Raw genomic sequence first — 20804 nt, 5'->3', positions numbered from 1 at the left:
GGACAGTTTGTTTTATCTGAATGAAGATAAGTTTCCAGTGTTAATTGGCGGTGAACATTCGGTCAGTATTGGTGCAATTAAAGCGAGTTTTGACACGTTTGAAAATCTGACTGTATTACAACTTGATGCGCATGCCGATTTGCGTGACAAATATATGGGATCAAAATACAGTCATGCCTGCGTGATGGCTCGCGTGAAGGAAATGGGTCCCTTTATTCAAGTTGGTATTCGCAGCATGAGTCACCAAGAAACGAAAATGATCAATCGCTCGCGTCTCTATTATGCTAATGAAATTGCGGATAAATTAGCATGGATGGATCGTGTTTTAGCACAATTAACAGAGAATGTTTATATTACAATTGATTTAGATGTATTCGATCCGGCAATCATGCCATCAACTGGAACACCTGAACCAGGCGGATTAAATTGGTATACAGTCATGCGATTACTCGAAAAAGTTGCCCATCATAAACGTCTTGTTGGTTTTGACGTTGTTGAATTATGTCCAAATGCACATAACAAAGCGCCAGATTTTTTAGCTGCAAAGTTAATCTATCAACTTTTGTCAAATAATTTTTGTCACGCACAGTTTAGATCGCGTTCACCCGTCAATATGGCACAAGCCGCTTGTCAAATCTAATTAACCTTATTTTAACTGGAAACAACATCAATGACGCACAAAGTTTTATTAAATGAACCCATCGAACATATTGACATCACTACATTTGATTCAACGCCAATTATTAATGCAATGCACAAAATGTCATTTTCATCACGCGATACCGCAACCGCTGCAACAATTTTGCAGCAAATGATTAAAGATAATGATTGCACGAATATCCTCACTTTAGCGGGTAGTACAAGTGCCGCTGGCTGTATGCAAATCTACGTTGACATGGTGAAATGCGGCATGATTGATGTCATTGTGGCAACCGGTGCTGCAATTGTTGATATGGACTTTTTTGAGGCATTGGGATTTAAACATTATCAGGGGACGCCGCATGTTGATGATAAATTACTACGCGATCAGTATATTGACCGTATTTATGATGTGTACATTGATGAAGAAGAGTTACAACACTGCGATCTGACAATTAAACAGATTGCCGATAATTTACCACCCCGCGCCTATTCCTCGCGGGAATTGATTCGTGAAATGGGAAAATACCTCGTCACTCATTCAATTAAAAAGCGTTCACTCATTCAAACTGCTTATGAACATGATGTGCCTATTTTCTGCCCGGCTTTTGTGGATAGCAGTGCCGGCTTTGGTTTAGTGAAACATCAGGTTGATAATCCAACGCAACATATTACTTTAGATGCAATTAAAGATTTCTTTGAACTAACCCAAATAAAAATTGCCGCCAAAAAGACTGGGTTATTTATGATTGGTGGCGGTGTGCCGAAAAATTTTGCGCAAGATACAGTTATTTGTGCCGAAATGCTTGGGTACATTGTGCCGATGCACCAATACGCAGTACAAATCACGGTTGCAGATGTCCGTGATGGCGCTTGTTCTAGTTCTACATTAAAAGAAGCGGCTTCGTGGGGTAAGGTGGATACCATTTATGAGCAAATGGTGTATGCCGAAGCAACTACCGTATTACCGCTTATTGTCAGTCATGCGTATCATCAACTTGACTGGATTAATCGTACCCGCCAAACTTGGAATAGTTATTTAGAATCAGCGCAATTGAAAGCGGCGACATGATAATCATTTCTACGATCAAAACACAAACGGTAAAATGGTTAAGATTTATGGAAAGCACCCCGCTTATATTATTGTTTCTTGGCGGAGTCATCCTAACTATTGGGGATATTGTTATGAAAAAATGGGTATTAGCCAATGATCTAGGCGCCTTCTGGCTGGGATTATTTATTTACCTAACCGCCATGATATTCCTTGCCCATTCATTTAAATATAAAAATATGGCAGTGGCATCAACAATCTTGGTGATTTTTAATGTTGTGACGTTAGCTGCCGTGAGTTATTTGGTATTTGGTGAGAAATTAGTTTGGACGCAAACCTTTGGGATTGCAATTGGGATTGCGGCGGTCGCAATGCTGGAATTGAGCGAAGCCTAGTTTGATGACAGTTTTGCCAAGTCAGACAATTGACTGAGTTATTAAAACGCCCGCGTCTCCTGTTAATCACTAGACGCGGAGGTTAGATTAACCCGTCTATTTTACAACGCACTCACATTTAATCAAGCGCCAACGCCAGTCCACTGGTACGCTGCACCCGCTGCGTTAATGCACTCGCCAATACCGCTTCATCCTGTAATAATAACGTGAATTGCTGACGAGCGCGAGTGATTGCCGTGTATAATAATTCGCAGGTTAAAATAGGATTACTCGCCGGCGGTAATACGAGTGCCACGCGATTAAATTCTGACCCCTGCGCTTTATGAACCGTCGTTGCAAACACAGTTTCCACCGCTTGCAATCGGCTGGGTAATAGCCACCGAATTCGCTGACTGCCGTCATTCGCTGGAAAGGCCACGCGCAATACTTGGCGGTGCGATGCTGTTGTGTCAACAATTGGCAGCGCTAATGTCACGCCAACATCACCATTCATTAAACCGAGGCGATAATCATTGCGCGTGATTAACACTGGCCGTCCAATAAACCAATGATGATCTAATACTTCCGGTGGTAGGTGTGACAAATCAGGTAATAATTTTGCCCGCTGTAAAATGTGAATAACTGTCCGATTTAACCCTTCCACACCCCAATTACCCTGCCGCACCACTGATAATAATTGAAACTGCCCTAACGCATTCAATATCTGCTGCGCCCACTGATCCAATACTGGCGTATGTGGCATTTGAGAATGCAATGAAAGTGCCGGTGGGGTGCGCACCAATTCCAAATAATCACGATAGCCATCAATAATTAACTGCCGCAATGCTGGATCGGTCGTATCCTGTAGTTGAATACGCACAAGTTGGTTAGAATCAATTAAATTGGCCGCCGCTGTTGACGGTTTCGATGATTGATTCACAGCAGTTTTATCAAATAACTGCTGAATATGTTTAAACCGTTCAGTAAATGACTCTGGATTAAACTGATTGACCAACGCTGCAAATAAACCAATCCCGCCCCGTTGATTAAACCGATAACTGGTGCGCAACATCACCACGGCTTGATCTAATGCAGTGCCGGACTGATCTAAATAGGGTTTTTCAATTACAGCGCCCGTAACCTGTTCTAACCAGGCGACTGTTGTCGGCGTATAGTGGGCAGCGTCGGCGCGGCGACATAATTCACCTAACACCGCTCCGGCCTCCACTGAAGCTAATTGATCTTTATCACCCAGCAGAATTAACCGCGTTGTCGAATGCAGGGCATTTAATAGCGCGGCGAATAATTCAACATCTACCATTGAGGCTTCATCTATTACAACCAAATCGGCCGGCAGTAAATGATTAGCGTGGTAATGAAACTGGTGTTTTTCGGCACGAGCGCCTAATAACCGATGAATGGTGGTGACGCTGGTGGGAATGGCGGCACGAATGGATTCATCTACCGGTAATGATTGAATATGTCCGGCAATCGCGGCATTGAGTCGCGCCGCCGCTTTGCCAGTGGGGGCGGCTAAACGAATATGCAGTGGCGGTTGCTGTTGCTTAATAGCGATGCCTTGTAATAACGCTAATAAACGTAATACGGTGGTGGTTTTACCCGTGCCAGGGCCGCCGGTAATAATTGCAAATTGGCGCCGCGCAGCGAGCGCGCAGGCAATGCGTTGCCATTGATCGCCGCCCTGTATTGGCGTAAATAAACTGTCGAGTAACTCGCGCAATTGCGGTGTCGGCAAATCAATAAGCGTTTGCAAGCGCGCATTGATCCCGTGAATAATGCACTGCTCGCTGTGCCAGACGCGGCGTAAATATAAACGCGGGTGGTCAAGGGTGCCGGCTAATACGAAGGGCGTGGCATTCATGCGCACGTCATCCCGCTCAGGTGCCGCGTTCATATAATTAGCGACGGCGGAACTGCGGGTTAATTGTTCAATTAAATCTGGCAGTGTTAATGCCCGCCATTGGGCAAATAATTCCGGTGGTGGCGTATTGACGACGGCGCCATCTTCCACTGGATTATTAAATAACTGTTCGGGATGCGCCAATGCGGCGGTTAATGCCAAACACAAATGCCCGTGACGATGCGCTTCACTGGTCATTAATAACGCAAGTAATACCGCTGGCGCGGTTTCATGGCCGTTGGCGTGAATAAATCGAATTAACGCGACATCCACAGCGCGGACGGCGCCGTTGGTTGCCCAGTGCTGGATATGATTGAACAGTGCGGCGGTGGTGTGAGCAGTCACGCGATTGAACCTGTTTGATAAATGGGCTGTTTGATCGGTGGGCGATTTGATTAATTGGTAATTGACAGCGGCCGATCATCACTTTAGCATAAGCGCGTGTATTATCATCACCCGCTGTCGTTTTTTTTATTAACATCACTGACGCTTGCATAATGACTACCGCAATTGATCCTGCTGCTAACCGTGAATTACACGCGCTCTTGGCATTATTACAAATCCCCGGGTTGGGGCCGCTGCGTATTGACCGTTTAATTACGCACACCGGCAGTGCCGTCGCGGCGCTTGATGCCGATCAAACCGCGTGTCAGGCGTGCGGGCTGTCGGCCGCGATTGGTACGGCGTTACAGCAGCCCGATTGGCACGGCGTCGAGCGCATTGTGCAGTGGGCGACGCGGCCGCAGGCGTGGATTATGACGCGCTATGATGCCCGCTACCCGCCGTTGTTGCGCGAAATTCACGCCCCGCCGCCGGTGCTGTTTGGCGTTGGTGATCCTGACGCGCTGCGCGAGCCGCAATTGGCGATGGTTGGGACGCGCAACCCGACGCCGAGCGCGGTGGAAACAACCTACGCTTTTGCGCGGCATCTCGCCGGTTTGGGCATAGTGATCGCCAGCGGGTTGGCGCAAGGCATTGATACTGCGGCACATCAGGGTGCGCTGCGCGGTGGCAAAACGATTGCAGTCCTCGGCACGGGGCCGGATCGGATTTATCCTAAGTCAAATCATGCACTTGCGCATCAAATTGTTGAACATGGCGGGGCGCTGGTGAGCGAATTTTTACCCGGCACCGGCCCGCAGCGCGAGCATTTTCCGCGCCGTAACCGCTTGATTAGTGGGCTAAGTCTCGGCACTTTTGTCACCGAAGCGGGCGTCCAAAGTGGTGCGTTGATTACCGCCCGTTACGCCGTCGAGCAGGGGCGCGAGGTGTTTGCGCTGCCCGGTTCGATACACAATCCGCTGGCTCGCGGCTGTCACGCGCTGATTCGTGACGGCGCGAAACTCATTGATTGCATTGAACAATTGCTCGACGAACTGTTGCCGCAACTCAATCGCGCCCTGCTGCCAATTGATCTAACGCCGCCGTCGGATGCGCTGGATACTGTAACCGCCACCACCGCGCCGTCACTCATTGAGCTGCCCGCCGCCGAGCGTCAACTGCTTGATTTATTAGACAATTCTCCGACCGCGCCCGATGAATTGATTCAACGTAGCGGCTGGGCAGCGGACGCGGTGATTTCAACCCTGCTATTGCTGGAATTACGCGGACATGTATTATCGCATCCCGGTGGACGTTACAGCCGACGTTGAGATAAAACGCGGCACCGCGCAATATGTTATTAACGCGACGGCTGTTTTGCTGCAATAATACCGTATTAACACTCCCAAGTTCCGAATCATTAGGCGCTCTTATCCGCTATGAATCTGGTCATTGTTGAATCACCCGCCAAAGCCAAAACGATTGAAAAATATCTCGGTGCTGAATTCGCCGTCATTGCCTCCTATGGTCATGTCCGCGATTTAATTCCCAAAGAGGGCGCCGTCATTCCCGACGATCACTTCGCCATGAAATATCAGGTGATTGAACGGAATGAAAAACATGTTCAAGCCATTGCAAAAAAATTGAAAAGCGCGTCGGCGTTGTATCTCGCCACCGACCCCGACCGCGAAGGCGAGGCGATTTCGTGGCATTTATTAGAATTATTAAAACAGCGCCACCAATTAGGCGACCGCCCGGTGCATCGCGTTGTGTTTAATGAAATCACCCGCCGCGCCGTGCAAGAAGCCATTGCGCATCCGCGTGATTTATCCATTGATTTGGTTAATGCGCAACAAGCACGGCGGGCGCTGGATTATCTCGTTGGGTTCAATTTATCACCGCTATTGTGGAAAAAAATCCGACGCGGGTTATCAGCCGGACGAGTGCAGAGTCCGGCATTGCGGTTAATTTGCGAACGCGAAGCCGAGATTAGCGCCTTTATTCAACGTGAGTATTGGTCAATTGAAGCAGACGCGGCTAAATTGCCCGCCGCCGCGCATAAAACTGCACCCGATCAATCCAATTCGCGCCCCTTCACAGCTAAGTTAATTGAATTAGCCGGCGTGAAAATGGAACAATTCAGTTTGACGAATGAAACGGACGCCACCGCCGCGCAGCAATTATTAATCACGGCGGCACAGGGTGAATTAACCGTTGACGCAATTGAACGTAAACAACGGAAAAGAAATCCCGCCCCGCCCTTTACCACTTCGACTTTACAACAAGAAGCGGCGCGTAAATTAGGATTCACGGCGCAGCGCACCATGCGAATTGCGCAGCAATTATACGAGGGTGTCGATGTTGGTCAGGGCGCGGTGGGTTTAATTACTTATATGCGCACCGATTCGGTTAATTTGGCGCAAGAGGCAATAGAAGACATCCGCGTTTATATTCAAGAACGCTATGGTGCTGCGCAATTACCACCTGAGCCGCGTGTCTATAAAACCAAAGCGAAAAATGCGCAGGAGGCACATGAAGCCATTCGCCCAACGGCAATTAGCCGCTCGCCTGATTTATTACGCAGTTATTTGAACGATGAGCAGATGCGGCTATACGATTTGATTTGGAAACGGACGTTGGCGTGTCAAATGCAGCCGGCCGTGTTTAATCAAGTCGGTATTAACTTTACGGCCGGCGCGGGTCATGTATTGCGGGCTACTGGGTCAACCATTGCCGAAGCGGGATTTATGCGGGTGTATTTAGAAGGGCGGGATGATGCCAATAATACGGATGATGATGAAGAGCGCTTGTTGCCCGAATTCATTATTGGCGAGCGCGTCGCGTTATTAGCCATTCGCCCCGAGCAACATTTCACCGAACCACCGCCGCGCTATACCGAAGCATCATTAGTCAAAGCATTAGAAGAATTCGGCATTGGGCGCCCGTCCACCTATGCCGCAATTATTTCCACCCTGCAAGATCGTGAATATGTGTTATTAGACAATAAACGCTTTACGCCAACCGATGTTGGGCAAGTGGTGAATCGGTTTTTAACAGAACATTTCACCGCTTATGTGGATTATGATTTCACAGCGCGATTAGAAGATGAATTAGATGCGGTGGCGCGTGGTGAAACAGATTGGATTCCGGTATTAGAGCAGTTTTGGCAGCCGTTTAAACAATTAGTTGATTATACGGCGACGAATGTTCAACGCAGTGATGTCACGCAGGAAGTGATTGATGAAGCCTGTCCGCAATGCGGGGCTCCATTAGCAAAACGGCTTGGGCGGAATGGTTTATTTATTGGTTGCACCCATTATCCTGAATGCAATTACACTCGCGATTTACGCGATGAGAATAGCCGAGAGGCGCCGGAAGTGATTCCAGATCGGCAATGTCCAACCTGTGGTGCGCCATTAGAAATGAAACGCGGCCGCTATGGCAAGTTCATTGGATGTAGCGCCTATCCGAATTGCAAATATATTGAACCATTAAAAAAACCGCAAGAAACTGGCGTGACCTGTCCACAATGCCAAACTGGCACATTGCAAAAGAAACAATCGCGGCGGGGTAAATTGTTTTATTCCTGTTCAACCTATCCAGAATGTGATTATGCCGTGTGGGATGAACCCATTGCCGAACCCTGCCCGCAATGTCATTGGCCAATTCTCACGCTCAAGGTCACGAAAAGCAAAGGTATTCGCAAGATTTGTCCACAAAAAGATTGCCATTACAGCGCCACCGTTGATGATCCGGCTATTGAAACGGAGTAATTAAACCATGATGCTTATTTTACGCGGCACGACGGTTACTGACCGACAGCGTGAATTACAATCACTGTCACTCGTTGGCATTTATCATTACATTGTCGAATTAAATGCGGCGGCGGAGTTGACAGCGGAACACTCGGCGTTATTACAGCAGATTTTAATCGCCGAGCAATTAACGCCCACCGCTGGTGAATTAACTGCGCCCGCGTTATTGATCGTGCCGCGCCCCGGGACGCAATCGCCCTGGTCATCCAAAGCAATTGAAATCCTGCACTGCTGCGGATTAACTGCAATTCAACGCATTGAACGCGGCATCATTTATCACACGGACCCGCCGGCGGCACTCGATCAATTAAATCCCGCGTTATTGCATGATCGAATGACAGAAGTGGTATTACCCAACTTGGCCGCGGCATTGCAGTTATTTGACCACGCCGCGCCGCGGCCATTAACGGCGATTGCATTAAATGACGACGCGGTGGCGGCATTAAATCAAGCTAATCAAACGCTGGGATTAGCGTTATCTGCCGACGAAATCAATTATTTGGCTGAGAGTTTTATTGCACTCGGGCGCGATCCAACTGATGTCGAGTTAATGATGTTTGCGCAGGCCAATTCGGAACATTGCCGCCATAAGATTTTTAATGCCGAGTGGGTGATTGATGGCGTCGCGCAATCGCAGACGTTATTTAAGATGATTCGCGCCAGTACGGCCGCGTCACCCGCCGGGATTTTATCGGCGTATTCGGATAATGCGGCGGTCATTCAAGGCTGGAATGGTCATTATTGGCACGTCGCACCGCAAACGGCTATTTATCAACGCCACCCTGAACCCATTCACTTTTTAATTAAAGTGGAAACGCATAATCATCCCACCGCGATTGCCCCGGATCCGGGTGCTGCAACCGGTGTAGGTGGTGAAATCCGCGATGAAGGTGCGACAGGCATTGGTGCCAAACCGCGCATTGGTTTATGCGGATTTGCCGTATCTAATTTGCGCATTCCTAATTTTGAAGAACCCTGGGAAATCAATTACGGCCGCCCCGAACGCATTGTCTCGGCATTTAATATCATGCGCGATGGCCCAATTGGTGCCGCCGCGTTTAATAATGAATTCGGCCGTCCAAACTTATTGGGGTATTTCCGCACCTTTGAGCAGTTAATTCCCGCCGTTGATCCACTCAGTAATGAATTAACGCAAGCTGGCGAATTGCGCGGCTATCATAAACCCATTATGTTGGCCGGCGGTTTAGGTGCCATTCGCCCCGGACATGTGATTAAACAATCATTCCCGCCCGGTACGCCGCTGGTGGTATTAGGCGGGCCGGCGATGTTAATTGGATTGGGCGGCGGCGCGGCGTCCAGTATGACCAGCGGCAGCTCGGCGGCTGAATTAGATTTCGCCTCGGTGCAACGCGCTAATCCGCAAATGCAGCGGCGCTGTCAAGAAGTGATTGATCGCTGCTGCGCATTGGGTGAACACAACCCGATTTTATTTATTCACGACGTTGGCGCCGGTGGTTTATCGAATGCACTGCCTGAATTAGTCCACGATGGCGGGCGCGGCGGGTTATTTAATGTGCGCGCCATTCCCAGTGCCGATAGTGAATTATCACCATTAGAAATCTGGTGCAATGAAGCGCAGGAACGCTACGTTTTGGCCATTGCCGCCGAGCAATTAAATCAATTCGCCGCGATCTGCGCCCGCGAGCGCTGTCCATTCGCCGTCGTCGGCACCGCGACGGATGAACCGCAATTGGTGTTAACCGATGAATTGCAGCAGACCACGCCAATTGATTTGCCGCTGTCGGTTTTATTCGGTCATCCGCCGCGCATGACGCGCACCGTCACCCGTATTGCCGCGCCAGCGCAATCATTCAATACCGCGCAATTGCAATTAGAGGACGCGGTTAATCGCCTATTACATTTACCGACCATTGCCGCGAAAACCTTTTTAATTACCATTGGTGATCGCAGCGTGACGGGATTAGTTGCCCGCGATCAATTCGTCGGGCCGTGGCAAGTGCCGGTGGCCGATTGCGCGGCGGTCACGACGGATTTTGACAGCGTGACCGGCGCGGCGATGGCGATGGGCGAGCGGCCGCCGGTGGCGTTGCTCAACGCGCCAGCAGCGGGGCGGCTGGCGGTGGCGGAAGCCGTGACCAATCTCGCCGCTGCGCCGATTGCGCACCTGAGCGACATTCGGCTGTCAGCCAATTGGATGGCGGCGGCGGGGCAGCCGGGCGAGGATGCGCGGTTATTTGATACGGTGCAGGCGGTGGCGTTGGAACTGTGTCCGGCGCTGGGTATCGCCATTCCCGTCGGCAAGGATTCGCTAAGTATGCGCACGGTGTGGGCGCAGGCGACGGCAGACGGTGAACAAACCCCGCGCAGCATGACCGCGCCGCTGTCGCTGGTGATTTCCGCCGTCGCGCCGGTGACGGACGTGCGCGGTATTGTCACGCCGCAACTGCGCACCGATCAGGGCGCGACGGTGCTGCTGCTGATTGATCTGGGTCGCGGGCAGACGCGGCTGGGCGGCTCGTGTTTGGCGCAGGTGTACAACCAACTCGGCAGTGAACCGCCGGATTTGGATGATCCGAAATTGTTGCAACAATTTTTCGCCGCAATTCAACAGCTTAACGCGGAGCAGTTGCTGCTGGCGTATCACGACCGCGCTGACGGCGGGTTATTTGTGACGTTGTGCGAAATGGCATTTGCCGGGCGGACGGGATTGGCGGTGACGCTGGACGCGCTGCCGAGTGCCGATCACCTCGCGGCGTTATTTGCGGAGGAATTGGGCGCGGTGATTCAAGTCCGCCACGTTGACGTGCCGCTGGTGCGCGAGGTGTTGGCGCAGCATCAATTGGATCAGTACACGCACGCGGTGGCGACGTTGGCAATTGATGACCTGATTCGGATCACGGCGAACGGGCAGTTGCTGCTGTCGGTGACGCGGGTGTATTTGCAGCAGCAGTGGACGCTGACCAGTTGGCAAATGCAGCGGCTGCGCGATGATCCCGATTGCGCGGATGAGGAATACGCCCGTATTGCCGATCACGACGCGGGGTTGTCAGCGCAGTTGACCTTTGACCCGCGCAGCAATCCGGTCGCGCCGTTGATTGCCACCGGGGCGCGGCCGCGGGTGGCGATTTTGCGCGAGCAGGGCGTGAATGGTCAGGCGGAAATGGCCGCGGCCTTTGAACGGGCGGGATTTGAATGTCACGACGTGCCGATGGCGGATATTTTGAGCGGTGACAAGCGGTTAGATCAGTTCAGTGTACTGGCGGCGTGCGGTGGATTTTCCTACGGTGACGTGTTGGGGGCGGGGGCGGGTTGGGCGAGCAGTATTCTGTTCAACCCGCGAGCGCGTGACCAGTTTGCGGCATTTTTCCAGCGCACCGATACGCTGGCGCTGGGGGTGTGCAATGGCTGTCAAATGCTGGCGCGGTTGCGGGAGTTGATTCCCGGCACGGCGCATTGGCCGCAATTTGTGCGCAATCGCAGTCAGCAGTTTGAGGCGCGGTTGGTGATGGTGGAGGTGCAGCCGTCGCCGTCGCCCTGGTTCGCCGGCATGGCTGGATCGCGGCTGCCGATCTGCGTGGCACATGGCGAGGGGCGGGCGGAGTTTGGCAGCGCGGCGCAGTTGGCGGCGAGCCAGGCGCTGGTGACGTTGCGGTTGATTGAACATGACGGGGCGGTGGCGATCAATTACCCGGCTAATCCGAATGGTTCACCCGACGGCATCACGGGTTTAGCCAGCAGCGACGGGCGGTTTAACATTTTGATGCCGCACCCGGAGCGGCTGTTTCGCACCGTGCAGTATTCGTGGCATCCGCCCGAGTGGGGCGAGGACGGGCCGTGGCTGCGGCTGTTTCGCAATGCGCGGGCGTGGGTGGGGTGATGACGGGCGCTTGACGGCGGGGGGTTCGCACTTTAGAATGCGGCGCTTGATTCCCCGATAGCTCAGTCGGTAGAGCAATTGACTGTTAATCAATGGGTCGTTGGTTCGAGTCCAACTCGGGGAGCCAAATAATCCAGTTAAATCAACGGCTTAGGTTTTTGACGACCTAAGCCGTTTTTTTGTGCGCGTGAAAAACCGCCGTTTGATGATAGAAATCGCTTGAAGAATTTGGTTTAACTAATGATTAAATCTTGTTTAATCAGTTTTTCAAACGGTATTCAAATGATCTGCTTTAATTAGGGGCGATACATCTGCTTGCGTTGTTTGCACTTGATGAGCGGGATGTTTCATAAGAACAACACCATTGCAACTAGCTAACTGGAGTTTTCGATGTTTTGCTCATGTTATCGCCATCATTTGATGATAATTGTCATTGGCAGTTTAATGACCGGTTGTGTCGCAACTGACCAATACGGCAATGTCCGCCCAGATCACGCACAATTTGCCGGGGCAATTGCAGGTGTTGCTGCCGGGGCGCTTGCTGCATCACCCAACTCCAATGCGGATCGTCAACCGCCCGAACCATACGCGAGTAGTCAACGGTATTCATCCGCGCCGCGTTCAAATCATTCTCAGCGCTCGGGGAATAATCAACAACAGTCTGCTGATAATAATCCAATGAATGCGCTAATGACGGCGGCAATGGGGCAGGCAATGGCGCAGTCAACTAATAAAAAACAATCGAAATCAAAAAACAAACGCATTACGTTGCCGAATGGTCAACACCAACCCACTGGTGGTCAACCGCAACCGCATCAGATTGCCGTTAATGGTCAAAAACCGAATAGACCGACGCCACCGCAAGCGGGTCAACCGCCGCACCGCATCCGCCCGACGGAATGACTGTTTGCCGCGTCGGTCGGGTGGCACGATCATGCCCAGCAGCCCAGCGGTGGCGTGTCAGAGGCAACGCCGCCGTGTATGATGATGCGGTCTTTAACCCAACCGATCAGAGGATTGTGCCGATGCTGTCCACCGCTTCATTTCCACGTTTATTACTCGCTGCCGCCGTCACCACCGCCCTCACCGGCTGCGTGACAATGGATGAATACGGCAACCCGCAACCCATGAGCCAAACCGCGCAGGGGGCGGGCTTGGGTGCGCTGGCGGGCGCGGCCACCGGCGCGGCGCTGGGATCGCTGAGTGCCAATGCCGGCCGCGGCGCCTTAATTGGTGCAATTGGCGGCGCATTAGTCGGGGCGGCGGTCGGCAATTACATGGAACAACAGCGTTTAGATTTTGAACGTGCGCTGGCGAATGAAATCCAACGTGGTGATATTCGGATTGAAAAATTGCCCAACGATCAATTATTAGTCAGCATGACCAGTAATACCGCGTTTGATTTTGATTCGACCCGCATTAAACCCGGGTTTTATAGCACGATGGATAAGATCGCTAACATCGTTAATCAATACGGCAAAACACAATTAACCATTGGCGGTCATACCGATAGCGTCGGCAGCGATCAATACAATTTGGATTTATCCCGCCGCCGTGCGGCCGCCGTGCAATCGTATCTATTAGGCGATCAAGTATTACCCGCCCGCTTGAGTGCTTATGGTTATGGTGAAACTCAGCCAATTGCGTCTAATAACAATGAAGACGGGCGGCAATTAAATCGGCGCGTTGATATTACCATCGTTCCAATTGTCGAAGGTTAACAACCCACTCATTCGTTTGTCCGATAGTTTTTATTCGCATTGATGCGCACTCCCGCGCCGCCGCGTGGGAGTTATCGGACGGGTAATCAATCATTTCAAAGGTCAACCATGCACCTGTTATTATTAGCCATCGCAATGTTTGCGCTGACTTCAATCAGTCATGCCGCCAGTTTTGATTGTGACCAAGCGGCTACATTGGTGGAAAACGCGATCTGTTCTGATGACGACTTATCATCACTTGATGAGCAATTGATGCGCACCTATCAGCAGGCACTGGCGGTGGTCAGTGACCCGAGCGCATTAAAAACTCGGCAACGTACCTGGTTAAAAACTGTGCGCAATCGCTGTCCAGATGCGGCGTGTTTATTCGGCGCGTACCAAAACAGAATTGCCAAATTAGCGAGCGTGGTTCATTCAAATAGCGGCAATGAAACAGCGTCCAGTCGCCGCGCCACTAGCGCAATTGTATTAGGGCGCTGTCACATGGGCGGCTGCTGGTGGTGGCAGGTTGATAAAACCCAACTCATTCGCTCAAATCATAACAACCGCTTAATGCGCGTGGATGTCAAAACCACCGATGCAACTTATTCAGATGCGCACGTTGAACAGCACGGTTATCCCGATGTTCCACCGGCAAATGCGCATTGGCAACGAGCGGAAGACACCTACATCTTTTGCTCTCGTTCATTACCCGCTTATCTTTCTTACGATCAAGAGCGCGGCCAGTTCATTGCCAATGTGCCATTCGATCAGGACGGCCAATCATCTGGCGCAACTGAAGGCGTGGCTAATCTGTATTCGCACATTTGTCATCACGATCAATCCACTGCATTTAATATCCGCCCCGGTTCGGCTAATGTAGAAATCGTGCTTGACAGTACCGAAGCTATTTTTAATTACGTCAACCAGTAGCGTCCCCTTTTTTATTGAATCATCACCGCATCATGCCTGACCGATTTATGCTGCGGTGATTGATTGTTATCGCTCTTATATTAAACCCGCATGTTCACCACGCCCGACCCAGCGCCCCGCCTGCGCGAGATTCCCTATAATTACACTTCATTCTCCGACCGCGAAATTATCATTCGCCTACTCGGTGATTCCTGTTGGCAGTTAATTGAACAATTGCGCGGCACTCGACGCACCGGCCGCTCCGCCCGCATGTTATTTGAAGTGCTGGGTGATTTATGGGTGGTATTGCGCAATCCGTATGTGCAAGATGATTTATTGAATGATCGCCGCCGCCGTCGCGCATTATTACAGGCATTGCAGCATCGCCTCGATCAATTTGAACAGCGCTTAAATGCGAATGAACAAGCGGCGCAGTTATTAGCCGCCGCCCGCGCCGCCGTCGCCCGTTTTAATCATGAATTAACCGCGCAACAGCAATTACGCCGTCAATTACGCCGCGTATTAAAATCCATTACCCGCGCTGACAACGTGGATTTCAGCGGTCTCGCCCGCGTCGCCCACGCCACCGACGCCACCGACTGGCGGGTGGAATTGCCGTTCGTGGTGATTTCTCCCGACAACGAGCGCGAAATTGCCGACATCGTGCGGGTATGTCTCGACTGCGGCTTGAGTTTAATTCCCCGCGGCGGCGGCACCGGTTACACCGGCTCGGCCGTGCCGCTGCACCCGCGCACCGCCGTCATCAACACGGAAAAATTGGATGAATTGGCGGCGGTGGACTGGGCGACGTTGCCGGCCGTGGCGTCACCCGTGCCAACCATTCGCTGCGGCGCGGGCGTGGTGACGCGGCGCGTGGCGGATGTGGCGGCCGCGCAACAGTTGGTGTTTGCGGTTGACCCGACCTCGCAGGACGCCAGTTGTATCGGCGGCAATATCGCCATGAACGCGGGCGGTAAAAAGGCGGTGTTGTGGGGGACGACGCTGGATAATTTGGCGTCATGGCGGATGGTGACGCCCGCGGCCGAGTGGTTGGAGGTCGAGCGGCTCGATCACAATTTGGGCAAAATTCACACGCAGCCGCTGGTGCGTTTTGCAATTCGCCGCTTCAAATCCGACGGGATCACGCCCGCTGCGCCGCCGGAATTGCTCGAAATGCCGGGGGCGATTTTCCGCAAAGCCGGGCTGGGTAAGGATGTCACCGACAAGTTTTTGGCCGGGCTGCCGGGCGTGCAAAAAGAGGGCTGCGACGGCATCATCACTTCGGCGCGGTTTATTTTGCACCGCCTGCCGCCGCACGGCCGCACCATTTGTTTGGAATTTTTCGGCGCTGATCTGGAAATTGCCGCGCCAGCGATTGTCGAATTGCGCGATCTGGTCGCCCAAGTTGCCGAGGTCGCGCTGGCGGGATTGGAACATTTAGATGAGCGCTACGTTCGGGCGGTCGGTTACACCACCAAAGCGGCGCGGCGGGAATTGCCGAAAATGGTGTTGCTGGCGGACGTGGTCAGCGATGACGAGCGCCGCGTTGATGAGATGGCGGCGGCGATTGTTGGCATTGCGCGAGCGCGGGGCGGGGATGGGTTCATTGCCGCGAGTGCCGAAATGCGGGCGCAGTTTTGGGCGGATCGAGCGCGTACTGCCGCCATTTCGCGTCATACCAACGCATTCAAAATCAATGAAGATGTCGTCATTCCATTGGAGCGGTTGGCGGAATACATGCGCGGGATTGAACGCATTAACATCGAGCAATCTATTCGCAATAAGGATGCAATTTTCTCGGCGTTGTTAATTGCATTGGAGCAAGAAATTGCATTGCCGCCGGCCGAGCGGGAGAATGAAGCATTACAGATTTCATTAAATGAAAAATTGACCGCGGCGCGGGGGTTGATTATTCAGGCGCAGACCCGCTGGCAATGGGTGTTGAATCACTTGGATGCGGCGGCGGGGGCGTTTTTTGATAAATCCCCCCAACCCCCCTTTGCCAAAGGGGGGCTATCCTCTTCACCCCCCTTTGCAAAAGGTGACTCTTCACCCCCCTTTGCAAAAGGGGGGGAGGGGGGATTTTCTTCCGCCGAAGAGGGGGGATTTTCTTCTAACCCCACCCTCCTCGACCTGCTCCTCCGCCGCGAGCTGCGCCAATCCTACCGCCGCGAGGTCGGCGAACCGCTGGAGGCACTGTTTGCGGGTCAAGCCTTCGCCGCCGTGCGCGAGCAATTCCGCGCCATCCACCGCCGCATCCGTGACGAACGGCTGTTTGTCGCGCTCCACGCCCACGCCGGCGACGGCAATGTTCATACCAATATTCCGGTGCATTCGTCCAATTACGCCATGTTGCACGAAGCCGAGCGCATCGTCGGGCGAATCATGGCGCTGGCGACCGCGTTGGGCGGCGTGATTTCGGGTGAACACGGTATCGGCATGACCAAGTTGCAATTCGTGCCGCCGGAACAGTTGACCGATTTTCTCCAGTACAAACAACGAGTTGACCCGCTCGGGCGCTTCAATCCGGGGAAATTAATCCCCGGCAACGGTTTGGAAAACGCCTACACGCCGTCGCTGCGACTGGTGGAACAGGAAGCGTTGATTTTGGAGGAAACCGAACTCGGCGCGCTGAATGCCGACATCCGCCACTGTTTGCGCTGCGGCAAATGCAAAGCCAAGTGCATGACGCATGTGCCGCGAGCGAATCTCAACTACGCGCCGCGCAACAAAATTCTCGCCACCGGGCTGATTATCGAGGCGCTGCTGTACGAAGATCAGACGCGGCGCGGGTTGTCGCGGCAGCATTTCGTGGCAATGAACGACCTCGCCGACCACTGCACCATCTGCCACCACTGCCAACCGCCGTGTCCGGTCAACATTGATTTTGGCGACGTGACCATCCGCCTGCGCCGCATTTTGCACGAGCGCCACCAACGCTGGCGGCACCCGGGCGGCTGGGCGGCGTTACAATGGCTCAATATCACCGATCCGCGCCTCGTGCGCGGGCTGCGAACGGTGCTGGTGCGCGGCGGATTTGCGGCAATGAACTTTGGTCATGCGCTGGCGCGGCGATTGCCGCTGTTTAATCAATTGATGACGCGGCAGAATCAATTGCCCGGCGCCACCAGTGCGCCACCGCAATTCACTAATCAATTGCTGCCGTTAATTAGCCGCCCCGTGCCGGTGAATATTCCGCGTCACACGTTGCGCTCACAATTAGCTATTGAACAGCGCAGTCATATTGCGATTGTGCGCGATCCATCAATTAAAAACAGTGATGATGCCGAGGCGGTGTTTTATTTTCCCGGCTGCGGCGCGGAGCGGTTATTTACTGACATTGGATTAGCCACGCTGGCGCTGTTATTAAAACAAAACGTGCAGGTTATTTTGCCGCCGGGGTATTTATGTTGCGGTTATCCACAACGAGCGGCGGGATTGGAAACGCAAGCGCGGCAAATGACAATGGATAATCGTGTGTTATTTCACCGCGTCGCCAATACGTTGAATTATTTAGATATTCGCACCGTGTTGGTGTCGTGCGGCACTTGCCTAGATCAATTATTAGAATACGATTTTGCGCGCATTTTTCCCGGCAGTCGGCTATTGGATATTCACGAATTCTTATTCGAGCGCGGCGTCACATTGCAGCCGTCAGCGCCGGTTCATCATTCACCCGCCGAGGTCGCTTATTTATATCACGATCCCTGTCATTCGCCGATTAAACAGTATTCGCCACTCAAGGTCGCCAGCGGGTTATTAAATCAACCCGTGCAATTATCCGAGCGGTGCTGCGGTGAAGCGGGAACATTAGGCAGTTCGCGGCCGGATATTGCCAATCAGGTGCGCTGGCGGAAGCAATTGGAATTGACGCGGGGAATTGAAAAGTTAATTGGGGAGAAGAAAATCCCCCCTACCCCCCTTTTGCAAAGGGGGGGAAGAGGGGAATTAGAATCGGCGCTTTTGCAAAGGGGGGAATTAGAGACGGCGCTTTTGCAAAGTGAGAGGGAATTGAATCTTGATGAATTGCATGGCGGGAACAAATTAAAAACCAATGGATTAGACAGTAAAAAAACCGTGCGGTTATTAACCACCTGCCCGGCGTGTCAACAGGGATTGGCAAAATATGCCGATGAAACCGGTTTAATCCCAACTTATATCGTGGTGGAATTGGCCAATCAATTATTGGGCGCCAATTGGCAAACCGAATTGGTAGCGCAATTGCGGAATGGTGGGATTGAACGGGTGTTATTGTAAAGGTGATCGTTCTCATGCGGCCGCGTGGAAACGATCAATTATTTATTCACGTTAATTTTAATGTTTATCAACTTGGAGGGAAGTATGCGCAAGGGTTTAATTGCTGGTTCAATGGTGATTTGTATTGCACCGTTTAGCACCGCAAATGCTGACGGGTATTTAGAAATACCACAGGTTAATTCTTTTCAAAGCGGCGTTGGTTTAGTGTCTGGATGGCATTGCAATGCTGGGCGGGTTGACATTCAAATTGATGGTGGGCGTTTTATTTCAACCGCTTATGGCACCGAACGGGCGGATACGCAGAGCGTGTGTGGTGACGCCAATAACGGGTTTTCATTTCTGATTAACTATAGCGGTTTGAGTAATGGCGTGCATACCATTAAAGCCTATGCCGATGGCGATGACGTTCCATTCGGTTCATCCAGCTTTTATACTCAAAATCTTGGGCAGGAATTTGTCCGAGGATTAACCGCATCATTTCCATTAGAAAACTTCCCCGCCGCCGGTCAAACTTCTATTATTACTTGGCAGGAAGCGAATCAAAACTTTATTGTCACGGACGTTGCAGCGACCGCGTCAATTATTCCACAACGCTTTTCAAGGGAATGGTTAAGTGGTCAAACACTTTACAACGTTTGGTATGGTGTCACGAATGACACTGAAGAGGCGCGGGGGCGAGTAGGGAAAACTGTTTTTAATCAAGATGGCATCGCAACCATGACAGGTGTTTATAATCTTGATAATACTCAATCATCTATTGGTTATCAAGTTGACGCGAATGGATTACTGACATTTAATGATTTCGCCGGCTATTATTATATTTGCGAAACTCACCCGCGCTACTTCATAGCTTGTTATGAAAATGAAGAAAACGGCTTTTCCGGCAAAAATGTATTTTTCTTTAATGAAATGGATGCTTTGGATGCGGCAAATTTAGCGGAGCTGTTATACGAATAATACGCTGGATACAAGGGTGGCGGTTGATTAGTATCGCCAACAACGCCGCTGTTTTAATTAAAGAATAGCGGCGATTTCTAATCGCCGCATCATGTCATTACGCTGTTTCTGCCGCCCAATCATTCAACCACTGCCGCGCTGTGGCAATCACAGCTTGACGAGCATTCATTGTTGAAAACGCCTGATCTGCATCGGGAAAATCCACTCGCGTCACCCCCGGACGGTGAATAGCCGCCTGCCATTGCGGTGATCCGGCAACCAATTCATCAAATTCTTTACTCACCAAACTTTGCCCGCTCATCAATAATAAAATGCGCCCATGAAATCGGTTAGCCGAATGACACATGCGCACGGGATACGGCAGGGTTTCATTATTAACATTATGAGTTTGAGACGCCGCCGTGCGGGGCTTTGCTTGGCGCGATTGCCAAATTGTCGTTAATACCGAGACCAATGTTTTCCATACATTGACCCGCAGTTTTAATACCCGCAGCCAAAAACTCTTATCCACGAGGCGTTGCAAATAATAATGCTTCACCACGACTTTTGCATAAGCGGTTTCATCGTGAACGAATGGATTGCCTAATACCATCCCCGTCACTTGCGGTAATGACGGCGCGTGTAATAATGCGGCGGACGCGGCATCACACCCACCCCATAAAATGATTTCTTTAATTGCCGGCACCTGTGCAATCAAGGCATCAATTGCCGCTTGCAAATCGGGGGTAATGGATTCAAATCCTTGATAATAACCGGCGCTATCACCGAGGCCGCGATAATCAAAACTCATCACCGTCGTGCCGTCCGCTGCAATGATGCGGGCTAATTCAACTAAATTACGACAACAACCCGCACGGTATTGCGGCCCGCCCGCCACAACTATTAAAATTGCGCGTTGAGTCGGGCGCTCTGGCACATAAATCATGCCGATTAAATCACTGCCTTGACAAGAAAACACAACGGGTTGTTGGGTGATGTTCATTGTTATGCAAGAACTG

At 51.7% G+C, this 20804-nt stretch carries 13 protein-coding genes and 1 tRNA gene; 12 read left to right on the top strand and 2 right to left on the bottom strand.

The window, feature by feature from the left end; all coding sequences use genetic code 11:
• The 3 genes from speB to HUK38_RS11920 all read left to right on the top strand — a co-directional run.
• The coding region (speB, locus tag HUK38_RS11930; protein WP_182584553.1) for an agmatinase at positions 1-640 on the top strand (640 nt) is incomplete at its 5' end.
• Between the two features lie 30 nt (positions 641-670).
• Positions 671-1711 carry a 1,9-bis(guanidino)-5-aza-nonane synthase gene (locus HUK38_RS11925; protein WP_182584552.1) on the top strand — a complete coding sequence of 347 codons (1041 nt, stop codon included), beginning with the start codon at positions 671-673 and terminating at the stop codon, positions 1709-1711.
• The gene (locus HUK38_RS11920; RefSeq protein ID WP_182584551.1) at positions 1708-2085 is read left to right on the top strand and encodes a DMT family transporter; all 378 of its coding nucleotides are present in this window, start codon (positions 1708-1710) and stop codon (positions 2083-2085) included. The genes HUK38_RS11925 and HUK38_RS11920 overlap by 4 nt, the downstream gene beginning before the upstream one ends.
• A 118-nt stretch (positions 2086-2203) precedes the next feature.
• Here HUK38_RS11920 and recD read toward each other — a convergent pair whose 3' ends face one another.
• Positions 2204-4330, bottom strand: a complete 2127-nt coding sequence (recD, locus tag HUK38_RS11915; protein ID WP_338065415.1) for an exodeoxyribonuclease V subunit alpha — start codon at positions 4328-4330, stop codon at positions 2204-2206.
• A 152-nt stretch (positions 4331-4482) separates the two neighbouring features.
• Here recD and dprA point away from each other — a divergent pair, with 152 nt between their 5' ends.
• The 9 genes from dprA (at position 4483) to HUK38_RS11870 (ending at position 19806) form a co-directional block, all read left to right on the top strand.
• Entirely contained in the window at positions 4483-5637 is a 1155-nt protein-coding gene (dprA, locus tag HUK38_RS11910) for a DNA-processing protein DprA (RefSeq protein WP_182584550.1), read from the top strand.
• Positions 5638-5745: 108 nt separating this feature from the next.
• Entirely contained in the window at positions 5746-8079 is a 2334-nt protein-coding gene (gene topA, locus HUK38_RS11905; protein WP_182584549.1) for a type I DNA topoisomerase, read from the top strand.
• Between the two features lie 10 nt (positions 8080-8089).
• Positions 8090-11980 carry a phosphoribosylformylglycinamidine synthase gene (gene purL, locus HUK38_RS11900; protein WP_182584556.1) on the top strand — a complete coding sequence of 1297 codons (3891 nt, stop codon included), beginning with the start codon at positions 8090-8092 and terminating at the stop codon, positions 11978-11980.
• Positions 11981-12031: 51 nt separating this feature from the next.
• Positions 12032-12107: transfer RNA gene (locus HUK38_RS11895), tRNA-Asn, on the top strand.
• A 263-nt stretch (positions 12108-12370) separates the two neighbouring features.
• Positions 12371-12883, top strand: a complete 513-nt coding sequence (locus HUK38_RS11890; RefSeq protein ID WP_182584548.1) for a hypothetical protein — start codon at positions 12371-12373, stop codon at positions 12881-12883.
• A gap of 122 nt (positions 12884-13005) precedes the next feature.
• The gene (locus HUK38_RS11885) at positions 13006-13701 is read left to right on the top strand and encodes a YiaD family glycine zipper/OmpA-like lipoprotein (RefSeq protein ID WP_182584555.1); all 696 of its coding nucleotides are present in this window, start codon (positions 13006-13008) and stop codon (positions 13699-13701) included.
• Positions 13702-13743: 42 nt separating this feature from the next.
• On the top strand, positions 13744-14613 hold the full coding sequence (locus HUK38_RS11880; RefSeq protein ID WP_238787630.1) for a lysozyme inhibitor LprI family protein: 870 nt from the start codon (positions 13744-13746) through the stop codon (positions 14611-14613).
• Between the two features lie 90 nt (positions 14614-14703).
• The gene (locus HUK38_RS11875; protein ID WP_182584546.1) at positions 14704-18849 is read left to right on the top strand and encodes a DUF3683 domain-containing protein; all 4146 of its coding nucleotides are present in this window, start codon (positions 14704-14706) and stop codon (positions 18847-18849) included.
• 84 nt (positions 18850-18933) lie between these two features.
• A complete protein-coding gene (locus HUK38_RS11870) occupies positions 18934-19806 on the top strand; it encodes a hypothetical protein (RefSeq protein WP_238787627.1) in 873 nt (290 codons plus the stop codon).
• Positions 19807-19903: 97 nt separating this feature from the next.
• Here the strand turns inward: HUK38_RS11870 and HUK38_RS11865 are convergent, their stop codons facing one another.
• Positions 19904-20788, bottom strand: coding sequence for a hydrolase 1, exosortase A system-associated (locus HUK38_RS11865; RefSeq protein WP_182584544.1), 885 nt, complete (start codon positions 20786-20788; stop codon positions 19904-19906).
• Positions 20789-20804 lie beyond the last annotated feature (16 nt).

The sequence above is a fragment of the Thiospirillum jenense genome (genome assembly GCF_014145225.1).
Classification (GTDB): Bacteria; Pseudomonadota; Gammaproteobacteria; order Chromatiales; family Chromatiaceae; genus Thiospirillum; species Thiospirillum jenense.
Note: the sequence above shows the minus strand (reverse complement) of the source record. Positions and strands in the feature narration are given on the sequence as shown.

What these genes read in the sequence shown, in the direction of transcription:
- HUK38_RS11885 (WP_182584555.1), top strand. Translation starts at nt 13,006, where the DNA reads ATGCTGTCCACCGCTTCATTTCCACGTTTATTACTCGCTGCCGCCGTC.
- dprA (WP_182584550.1), top strand. Translation starts at nt 4,483, where the DNA reads ATGACTACCGCAATTGATCCTGCTGCTAACCGTGAATTACACGCGCTC.
- HUK38_RS11880 (WP_238787630.1), top strand. Translation starts at nt 13,744, where the DNA reads ATGCGCACTCCCGCGCCGCCGCGTGGGAGTTATCGGACGGGTAATCAA.
- topA (WP_182584549.1), top strand. Translation starts at nt 5,746, where the DNA reads ATGAATCTGGTCATTGTTGAATCACCCGCCAAAGCCAAAACGATTGAA.
- HUK38_RS11865 (WP_182584544.1), bottom strand. Translation starts at nt 20,788, where the DNA reads ATGAACATCACCCAACAACCCGTTGTGTTTTCTTGTCAAGGCAGTGAT.
- HUK38_RS11875 (WP_182584546.1), top strand. Translation starts at nt 14,704, where the DNA reads ATGTTCACCACGCCCGACCCAGCGCCCCGCCTGCGCGAGATTCCCTAT.
- HUK38_RS11890 (WP_182584548.1), top strand. Translation starts at nt 12,371, where the DNA reads ATGTTTTGCTCATGTTATCGCCATCATTTGATGATAATTGTCATTGGC.
- HUK38_RS11920 (WP_182584551.1), top strand. Translation starts at nt 1,708, where the DNA reads ATGATAATCATTTCTACGATCAAAACACAAACGGTAAAATGGTTAAGA.
- HUK38_RS11925 (WP_182584552.1), top strand. Translation starts at nt 671, where the DNA reads ATGACGCACAAAGTTTTATTAAATGAACCCATCGAACATATTGACATC.
- HUK38_RS11870 (WP_238787627.1), top strand. Translation starts at nt 18,934, where the DNA reads ATGCGCAAGGGTTTAATTGCTGGTTCAATGGTGATTTGTATTGCACCG.
- purL (WP_182584556.1), top strand. Translation starts at nt 8,090, where the DNA reads ATGCTTATTTTACGCGGCACGACGGTTACTGACCGACAGCGTGAATTA.